Annotated in this window: 6 protein-coding genes; 5 read left to right on the top strand and 1 reads right to left on the bottom strand. The window is 57.6% G+C overall.

Annotated elements, in window-relative coordinates; all coding sequences use genetic code 11:
• The first annotated feature begins 415 nt into the window (after positions 1-415).
• Positions 416-1,192, top strand: a complete 777-nt coding sequence (gene cdaA / locus QZ302_RS06865) for a diadenylate cyclase CdaA (RefSeq protein ID WP_294593898.1) — start codon at positions 416-418, stop codon at positions 1,190-1,192.
• A 131-nt stretch (positions 1,193-1,323) separates the two neighbouring features.
• The gene (gene nifJ / locus QZ302_RS06860) at positions 1,324-4,935 is read left to right on the top strand and encodes a pyruvate:ferredoxin (flavodoxin) oxidoreductase (protein WP_294593896.1); all 3,612 of its coding nucleotides are present in this window, start codon (positions 1,324-1,326) and stop codon (positions 4,933-4,935) included.
• A gap of 356 nt (positions 4,936-5,291) precedes the next feature.
• Here nifJ and QZ302_RS06855 read toward each other — a convergent pair whose 3' ends face one another.
• Positions 5,292-5,513: a hypothetical protein gene (locus tag QZ302_RS06855; protein WP_294593894.1), complete on the bottom strand. Its 222-nt coding sequence runs from the start codon at positions 5,511-5,513 to the stop codon at positions 5,292-5,294.
• Positions 5,514-5,689: 176 nt separating this feature from the next.
• Here QZ302_RS06855 and QZ302_RS06850 point away from each other — a divergent pair, with 176 nt between their 5' ends.
• From QZ302_RS06850 to lpxD, 3 genes are read left to right on the top strand one after another with little or no spacing between them, the layout of a single operon-like run.
• A complete protein-coding gene (locus QZ302_RS06850; RefSeq protein ID WP_294593892.1) occupies positions 5,690-6,310 on the top strand; it encodes a porin family protein in 621 nt (206 codons plus the stop codon).
• 60 nt (positions 6,311-6,370) lie between these two features.
• Positions 6,371-7,558: a TlpA disulfide reductase family protein gene (locus tag QZ302_RS06845; protein WP_294593891.1), complete on the top strand. Its 1,188-nt coding sequence runs from the start codon at positions 6,371-6,373 to the stop codon at positions 7,556-7,558.
• A 30-nt stretch (positions 7,559-7,588) separates the two neighbouring features.
• Positions 7,589-8,656 carry a UDP-3-O-(3-hydroxymyristoyl)glucosamine N-acyltransferase gene (lpxD, locus tag QZ302_RS06840; RefSeq protein WP_294593889.1) on the top strand — a complete coding sequence of 356 codons (1,068 nt, stop codon included), beginning with the start codon at positions 7,589-7,591 and terminating at the stop codon, positions 8,654-8,656.
• Positions 8,657-8,884: the final 228 nt, after the last annotated feature.

The following is an 8,884-nucleotide window of genomic DNA, read 5'->3' as shown; positions in this document are numbered from 1 at the left end:
GTCGGGAGTTGTCGTACCTCCCGGGCGTCCGTCCGCACAAAGTTCGGCTACATGGGGCAGCTCCGCCCCATTGTCCATCGGCCCACTCCTTCCCCGTTTATTCCGAGAGGCAACGCAACGGAAAACCGTGGCCACGATAACGCGCATAACCGGATTGGACTACATCTGTCAGGAAACGCAAACGCACACTGTATATCCCTTCAGTCGAGGCAGACCAAAGCGATCCCTCGCTGCCGTCGCCCCACAGCCCACCCGTTTCGTAGCCGCGGAAGCCCGGGGCGCTTCTCTCCCTAAAAAAGACTCCACCGAAACCTTCGTTAACTCCTTTGAGACCGCGCTCCGAACCGCCGGAAACGGAAAAAACGTATCTTTACCGACACAATTCCGGCCGATTCACCCCGGGAGGAGAAAACCTATGGATTTTATCAGTATCACCGTCCTCGACATCATTGACGTGCTGGTCGTCGCCGTGCTTTTCTATCAAGTCTACCGCATGATCCGCGGTACCTCCGTGATGACCATCTTTGCCGGAATCTTCATCGTTTACCTCCTTTGGGTCGTCGTCAAAGCCTTGAACATGACCCTCCTCAGCTCCATTATGGGGCAAGTGATCGGCGTCGGCGTACTCGCCTTGATCATCGTCTTTCAACAAGAGATCCGGCGATATCTCCTGCTGCTCGGGAGCCGCTATGCCAAAGCCAAGAACCGCTTCGTGCGGCGCATCTTCCGGTCGGCCGGCGTCCGGAGCGACCTCCAGTGGACCGAAGAGGTCGCCAAAGCCTGTCGGAATATGGCCGCGACCTATACCGGCGCCTTGATCTGTATCGAGCGGCAGGGCGATCTGGGAGCCTACGCCGCGACCGGAGACACGATCGATGCCCGGATCGACGTGCGGCTGATCGAGAGCATCTTCTTCAAGAACAGCCCGTTGCACGACGGCGCCGTGATTATCCGACAGGGAAGGATTCATGCCGCCCGGTGCATTCTGCCCTCGTCCGACAACCCGCATATTCCGCAGCACTACGGGATGCGGCATCGCGCCGCCATCGGGCTGACCGAACACAGCGACGCCGTCGTGGTGGTGGTTTCCGAAGAACGCGGGAAGATCTCCGTCGCCGAGGGGGGCGAAATCGTCACCGTGGCCGATGCCGAGGCGCTGGTCGAACGGCTCAACCGGATTTTATCGGCTTAGCGACCCGCCGAGCCGAAATTTTCCGTAACTTTGTCCAATCGGGCGCGCGTTTCGTCGCGGGAGAGACGCTCTCGCAGGCGCGTCAGGAGTTGGCTTACCGTAAGTAAATTATTTCAACAATTTCGATAGCAATGGCAAATCAGAAGAAATTCATTACCTGTGACGGGAATTATGCCGCTGCGCACATCGCTTACATGTTCAGCGAAGTGGCGGCGATCTATCCGATCACGCCGAGTTCGACCATGGCGGAGTATGTGGACGAATGGGCGGCCGCAGGGAAGAAAAACATTTTCGGCGAAACCGTCCGCGTGCAGGAGATGCAGTCCGAAGCGGGTGCGGCAGGGGCTGTGCACGGCTCGTTGCAGGCGGGGGCGTTGACCACCACCTATACCGCATCGCAGGGGTTGTTGCTGATGATTCCGAACATGTACAAAATTGCCGGGGAGCTTTTGCCGGCGGTGTTCCATGTCTCGGCCCGGGCATTGGCCGCACAGGCCTTGTCGATCTTCGGCGACCATGCCGACGTGATGAGCGCACGGCAGACCGGGTTTGCCATGCTCGCCAGCGGATCGGTGCAGGAGGTGATGGATCTCTCGGCGGTGTCGCATTTGACCGCAATCAAGGGGCGGGTGCCGTTCATCAACTTCTTCGACGGCTTCCGGACTTCGCACGAAATTCAGAAGATCGAAGAGTTCGATACCGAAGCGCTGAAATCGCTGATCGATATGGACGCTTTGAAAGCCTTCCGCGAACGGGCCTTGAATCCGGAACATCCGGTGACCCGCGGGACGGCACAGAATCCGGACATCTACTTCCAGAGCAGAGAGGCGGCGAATAAATTCTACGACGCCGTGCCGGATATGGTGGCGGATTATATGGCCAAAATCAGCCAGATTACCGGGCGCGAATACCATCCGTTCGACTACTACGGCGATCCGGAGGCGACCCATGTGGTGATCGCTATGGGCAGTGTGACGGAGACCATCAAGGAGGTCATCGACATGCTCCGCGCGAAGGGAGAGAAGGTGGGTTTGGTGTCGGTGCACCTGTACCGGCCGTTCAGCGCCAAGTACTTCCTGCAGGCGGTGCCGAAGACGGCCAAACGGATCTGCGTCCTCGACCGAACCAAGGAACCGGGGGCCAATGGCGATCCGTTGTATCTGGACGTGGTCGAAGTGTTCGCCAACCGCAAGGATATACCGGCCGATCGGAAACCGCTGATTATCGGTGGTCGGTACGGGCTGTCGTCGAAAGACACCACGCCGGCCCAGATGATCGCCGTGTACGAAAATCTGGCCCAGAACGAACCCAAGAACCAGTTTACGGTCGGGATCGTGGACGACGTGACCTTCAAATCGCTGCCGGTGGGTGCGGAAGTGGCGGCAGGGGATGCTTCTACCTATGAAGCCCGGTTCATCGGGCTGGGTTCCGACGGGACGGTGGGGGCGAACAAGAACTCCATCAAGATCATCGGCGGGGCGACGGATAAATACTGTCAGGCATACTTCTCGTACGACTCGAAGAAGTCGGGCGGGTATACCTCTTCGCACTTGCGCTTCGGCGATCGGCCGATTCGGTCGACCTATTTGGTGACCACGCCGAACTTCGTGGCCTGCCACGTGCCGTCGTACCTGGGCAAGTATGACCTGCTCAAGGGTTTGAAAGACGGGGGGACGTTCCTGCTGAATGCCGTGTGGGATGAAGAGACCACCAAGAAACACCTGCCGGACGATATGAAAAAATATCTGGCGGAACATCATATCAACTTCTATATCATCAACGCTACGAAGATCGCGTCGGAACTGGGGCTGGGGTCGCGGACCAATACGATCATGCAGTCCGCCTTCTTCAAGGTTTCGGAGGTGATTCCGTACGACCAGGCGGTGGAAGAGATGAAGAAAGCCATCTACAAATCGTATGGGAAGAAGGGCGAGGATGTGGTGAACAAGAACTACGCTGCGGTCGATGCGGGGGGGAAGAATGTGGTGAAGGTCGAAGTGCCGGCAGAGTGGGCTTCGATTACCGTTACGGCGAAGGCTGCCGACCCGTCGCGTCCGGAATTTATCTCGAAAATTGTCGACCCGATCAATGCTTTGGCGGGGGACGATCTGCCGGTATCGGCATTCACCGGACGGGAAGACGGGACTTGGGAAGCAGGTACGGCGGCATATGAAAAGCGGGGGATTGCAGCTGCTATTCCGGCTTGGAAACCCGAAAACTGTATCCAGTGTAACCAGTGTGCCTATGTTTGTCCTCACGCAGCCATTCGGCCGTTCCTGTTGACGGAAGCCGAGGCGGCGGCTGCGCCGGAAGGGACGCCGTTCATCCAGGGGAACGGGGCGCTCAAAGAGTACAAATTCAAGATTCAGGTTTCGCCGCTCGACTGTACCGGTTGCGGCAACTGTGCCAACGTATGTCCGGCACCGAAAGGCAAGGCGCTGGTGATGGAGCCGATGGAAGCGCTGCTGCCGGCGGAAGAACCGCGCTGGGAGTACTTGCACGGCAAGGTGGGCTACAAGTCTACGGCGGTGGACAAGACCCAGAATGTGAAAAACCTGCAATTCACCCAGCCGCTCTTCGAATTCTCGGGGGCTTGCGCCGGGTGTGGCGAGACGCCGTATATCAAATCGATCACCCAGCTCTTCGGCGAGCGGATGATGGTGGCCAATGCGACGGGTTGTTCGTCGATTTACGGCGGTTCCGCGCCTTCGACGCCGTACTGCCCGGATCAGGTTTCGGGACACGGGCCGGCTTGGGCCAACTCGCTCTTCGAAGACAACGCCGAATTCGGTCTCGGGATGCACATCGGCGTCGAAAAGATGCGCGACCGGCTGAAACAGATTATGACCGACGCGATTGCCAACTGCGCGGATTGCTCGGCAGAACTCAAGGCGGCTATGCAGGCGTGGATCGACGGCAAGGACAGTTCGGCGGCTTCCGTGGAAGCGACCAACAAACTCCTGCCGCTCGTTGAGGCTTGCGGGTGCGACTACTGCCGGCAGATCAAGGAACTGAAGCAGTACCTGATCAAGAAATCGCAGTGGATCTTCGGCGGCGACGGTTGGGCGTACGATATCGGATACGGCGGGTTGGATCACGTGCTGGCTTCGGGCGAGGACGTGAACGTGCTGGTGATCGATACCGAGGTCTACTCCAATACGGGGGGCCAGTCTTCCAAAGCTACGCCGGTCGGGGCGGTGGCCAAGTTCGCTTCGTCCGGTAAACGGATTCGCAAAAAGGACTTGGGCGCGATGGTGATGACCTACGGCTATGTTTATGTGGCTCAGGTCGCTATGGGAGCTAATCACAGCCAGTATTTCCAGGCGCTCAAGGAGGCGGAAGCATTCCCGGGGCCGTCGCTGATTATCGCCTATGCGCCGTGTATCAACCACGGGAACAAGAACGGGATGGGCGTTTCGCAGCTGACCGAGAAACGGGCGGTGGAATGCGGTTACTGGCACCTGTGGCGTTTCAATCCGCTGTTGGAACAGGAAGGGAAAAATCCGTTCACCCTCGATTCCAAAGAACCGGATTGGTCTAAGTTCCAGGAATTTATCCATCAGGAGGTGCGTTACACTTCGCTCTTGAAAGCTTTCCCGCAGGAAGCACAGGAACTTTTTGCGGCTTCGGAAGAGAATGCTAAGTGGCGGTATAACAGCTACAAGCGTTATGCGGCGATGCACTACGACGCGGCTGCGGAGGCGACCGAAGCTGCTGCGGCGGAAGTAGGGGCGGCGAAGTAGGCGTAATCGTATGACGTGCTAAGTCATTGGTAACAATGCTTAGACGGTTGTGTGATTCGAATCTTCTTGAATGCCGGTGCGGCATTTGGGAGTTGTTCGGAAGCACACAGCGAGTTAGTGAAGTAGCAGGGTTTCTTGCCTCAGGCAAGAAACCCTGCTACTTTTTGTGTACTTAGGGGGATGCTCTTGTTGTGATGCGGTCGGGTTAAGATTTGAATCTGACGCGTATTGTTTGGGGTAGGAATGTGTGTTTGAGATTATGCGGTTAGACCCGGCCAAAGCATTCTTTTAGGGATGCACTCAAAACGCAAATAGGGTAACTCCAGCCCTTTGCCCCCGCGAGCACGCGCCTCCGTTTATTCCGAGAGGCAACGCAACAGAAAACCGTAGCCGCGATAGCTCGCATTCGAAGGACTCATGTTCGTCGCATGGAACAACAAACGCCAGGCGTACGTGCTACCGTTGGGCACCGACGCAGACCAGACCGAACCCTCGTCGCCGACGCCACCCGGTACGCCCGAGGCGTGGTTGCGGAAGCCCGGGGCGGGGTACCGCCGGTTGAAATCCCACGAAGCCAAGACAGAAACACAAACCGCCAAAGCCTGAAAAAATCCCCATTCCGAAGCAACTGAAAAATAAATGCTTATCTTTGGCAGTTAAAACGGTTGGCTTCGCCTCCGCTCCTCCGACACGAGGACGACAGCCCGGCGAACCGACCGATTCACTCAAACCACACATATAGATTTTGAAAGCGATGCAGACCAAAAAACGATTCGTGCAAATCCTTTTCATGGCGATCTTTGGCCTCGGGTTGAACCATAGTGCTTCGGCACAGGATTTTTATTGGGGCCCCCGTGTCGGGATGAACGTCAGTTCGATGACCAAAACCACTTATTCCAAAGCCCGGATTCGGGGGAGCTTCGGACTTATGGCCGGCTATAAGATCAACGACCTCATCGGATTGCAGGCCGAAGCCTTGTATTCGCTGCAAGGAAGCAAAGTCGATAACGACCAGCAGGATATCTACTCCTACAACTATGTGAAGATTCCGGTGATGGCCAAAGTTTACCTCATCGGCGGGCTCAATCTTGAGGCCGGAGTGGCTTTCAACTGGCTCGTCAAGGCCCAGCAGAAATGGAACAGCAACTCGCATGACGTGAATGGCAATGTGACCGAAACGACGACCCATACCCGGAGCCTGATGGACGATTGCAAAAGCTTCGACCTGACGATTCCGGTAGGGATCAACTACCAGTTCCGCCGGTGGTTCGATCTCGGAGTGCGGTATGATATTTCCACCATCCGGGTCAGCGAAAACAAGAAAGATCATGCCAAGAGCAGCGTGCTCTCGGTGAATCTCGGTTTGCGCTTCTAACTTCCCCTCTCTCCGGCGATGCCTCGGAGTTCTTTTGTATCCATTTGAAAACCAGTGATAATGAAAAATAGATTTTTGCTTCTCGGCCTCCTTCTGCTGACCTTTGGATGCCGTAATAACGAAAAGGAACGCCTCACCGTTCGCATCGAAGGATTGCAGGAAGACAGCCTGATCTGCGCCTATATGACCCCGGCGACGATTCGCGACCGGCAGCCGATGGTGCAGCGGATGATCGGCGGGCAGAAAAGCGACGACGGGAAGAGCGTCGAATTCCGTGTGACGACGCCGGATGACGAGCAGCTCTATCGCATGATTCTCGCCCCGCGCGGCTATCGCGGCGACGGGCCGAGGCAGACCATTCAACTCTTTCTGCTGCCCGGCGAGAACGACATGCGCGTCGAAGGGAAATACGAACCGGAACATCAGACCATCGACTATACCCTGACCGGATCGCCGGTGCAGGAGGAGTGGCTCGAACGGCAGAAGGTGATCGAACCGCTCGAAATGCAGCTCGGGATGCTCGGCATGACCGCTTCGTTCGTGCAGCCGGGGAGCGGAGTGGCCGACTCGTTGCAGATGCAGATGCAGGTTTTGGCCGATTCCATTTCCAGCCTCAAGACCGACTATATCGCAGAGAATCCGTCGGCCCAGCTTTCGGCCTATTACCTGACGACCATCAGCGATCCGTATCTGGTCGACAGCTTGTATCGCGGGCTCGACGATTTGGTGAAAAACGGCCCCTTCAAAGCGTGGCTTGACCTGCAAAACGAAGAGATCGCCAAGGTTTTTGCCGCCGAAGAGGCCCGCACGGCGATGGCTGGAGGCGGGGTGGCGCCGGACTTCACCTTGCCGGGGTTGGACGGAAAGGATTTCACCCTCTCGTCGCTGTTCAATAAGGAGGGTAGGTATATTGTCCTCGACTTTTGGGGAACCTGGTGCAGTTGGTGTATCAAGGGGATGCCGGAGATGAAGAAAGCCTACGCCGAGCTGGGGAACGGTCGGCAGGTGGAGTTCGTCGGCATCGATTGCGGCGATACGGAGGAGGCTTGGAAAAAGGGAGTTGAAAAACACGGGCTGCCGTGGATCCATGTGCGGGCCGAAGGAGATGACATTCCGGTGCGGTACGGAATCGAGGCTTTCCCGACCAAGATCATTCTGGCGCCGGACGGCAGCACGGTGCGGCGCTTTACGGGCGAGGATCCGGCTTTCTACACCTGTCTCGATTCGTTGGTGCGGGCTGCGCGGTAGGAATTTACACATATCTCTAAATCAGATTCGATGATGCAGTTTACAGCAGAGATGATCGCCGGATTTCTCGGCGGCACGGTCGAAGGCAACGGGCAGGCTGCGGTCGGTTCGGTGGCCAAGATCGAGGAGGCTAAGGCCGGCGACCTGGTTTTTCTTTCTAATCCGAAATACGAGGAGTTCCTCTATCAGACGGGGGCGACGATTGCGATCGTGAATGCCGACCTGATCGTTCGCGAGGCGCTGCCGGAGGGATTGACGCTGGTGCGGGTCGAGAATGCGTATAAAGCGTTCGCTTCGTTGCTCGACCTGTATGTGGCGAACAAACCGAAGAAGACGGGGATTAGTCCGTTGGCCTCCATTCATTCGACCGCGACGGTGGGCGAGGGGGTTTATGTCGGCGAGTATGCCGTGATCGGCGAAGGGGCGGTGGTGAAGGCGGGGGCGCAGATTTGGCCGCAGGTCTATGTGGGCGACGGCGTTCGGGTGGGCGAACGGACGATTCTCTATCCGGGGGTCAAGGTCTACGAGGCTTGCGAGCTCGGTGACGATGTGATTGTGCATGGCGGGACGGTGATCGGCGGCGACGGGTTCGGTTTCGCGCCGACCGACGACGGCTCGTTCCAGAAGATTCCGCAGATCGGTAATGTCGTGATCGAGGATGGGGTGGAGATCGGTTCGAATTGTGCGATCGACCGGGCGACGATGGGTTCCACGCGGATCAAGCGGGGGGCGAAGCTCGACAACCTGATCCAGATCGCGCACAATGTGGTGATCGGCGAAAATACGGTGATGGCGGCTCAGGTGGGTATTGCGGGTTCTACGAAGGTGGGGCGGAATGTGATGATGGGCGGACAGGTGGGGGTTGTCGGGCATATCGCGATTGCGGACGGGGTGAAGATCGGTTCTCAGTCGGGGATTCCGAACAATATTCTGACTCCGGGAGTGACGGTATTCGGTTCTCCGGCCTATCCGGGATTGGAGGGGCATCGTATTCAGGCTTCGGTCAAGCAGTTGCCGGAGCTTCGGAAGCAGGTGGCCGAGCTGTCGCGGCAGCTCAAGGCGCTGGAGGCTCGGTTGGGGGAACGGGCCGAGGAGTAAGTTGGCGGATAACAATTTGTTGAAGCTGTCGATCGCCCCACTTGCCCGCGGCCAGAGATTTGGGCCAAGGCGGCCATAGCGAAACGCAGTTTCGCCCGTCCACGGGACGTGGGGCCCGCGCGGCCCGAGCGCAGTACCCTCAAACTAAACCGCGCGCGACTGCTGGAAAAGGAAATCATTCAAACGCGTGATGCGCGTTTGAATAAGATTTCCGCCAGCGCGCGGACG

The organism is uncultured Rikenella sp. (assembly GCF_910579375.1).
Classification (GTDB): Bacteria; Bacteroidota; Bacteroidia; order Bacteroidales; family Rikenellaceae; genus Rikenella.
This window is presented reverse-complemented; position numbering and strand designations above follow the sequence as displayed.

Excerpts from the sequence above, each read along its gene's own strand:
- cdaA (WP_294593898.1), top strand. The coding sequence starts at position 416 with ATGGATTTTATCAGTATCACCGTCCTCGACATCATTGACGTGCTGGTC.
- QZ302_RS06850 (WP_294593892.1), top strand. The coding sequence starts at position 5,690 with ATGCAGACCAAAAAACGATTCGTGCAAATCCTTTTCATGGCGATCTTT.
- QZ302_RS06845 (WP_294593891.1), top strand. The coding sequence starts at position 6,371 with ATGAAAAATAGATTTTTGCTTCTCGGCCTCCTTCTGCTGACCTTTGGA.
- lpxD (WP_294593889.1), top strand. The coding sequence starts at position 7,589 with ATGATGCAGTTTACAGCAGAGATGATCGCCGGATTTCTCGGCGGCACG.
- nifJ (WP_294593896.1), top strand. The coding sequence starts at position 1,324 with ATGGCAAATCAGAAGAAATTCATTACCTGTGACGGGAATTATGCCGCT.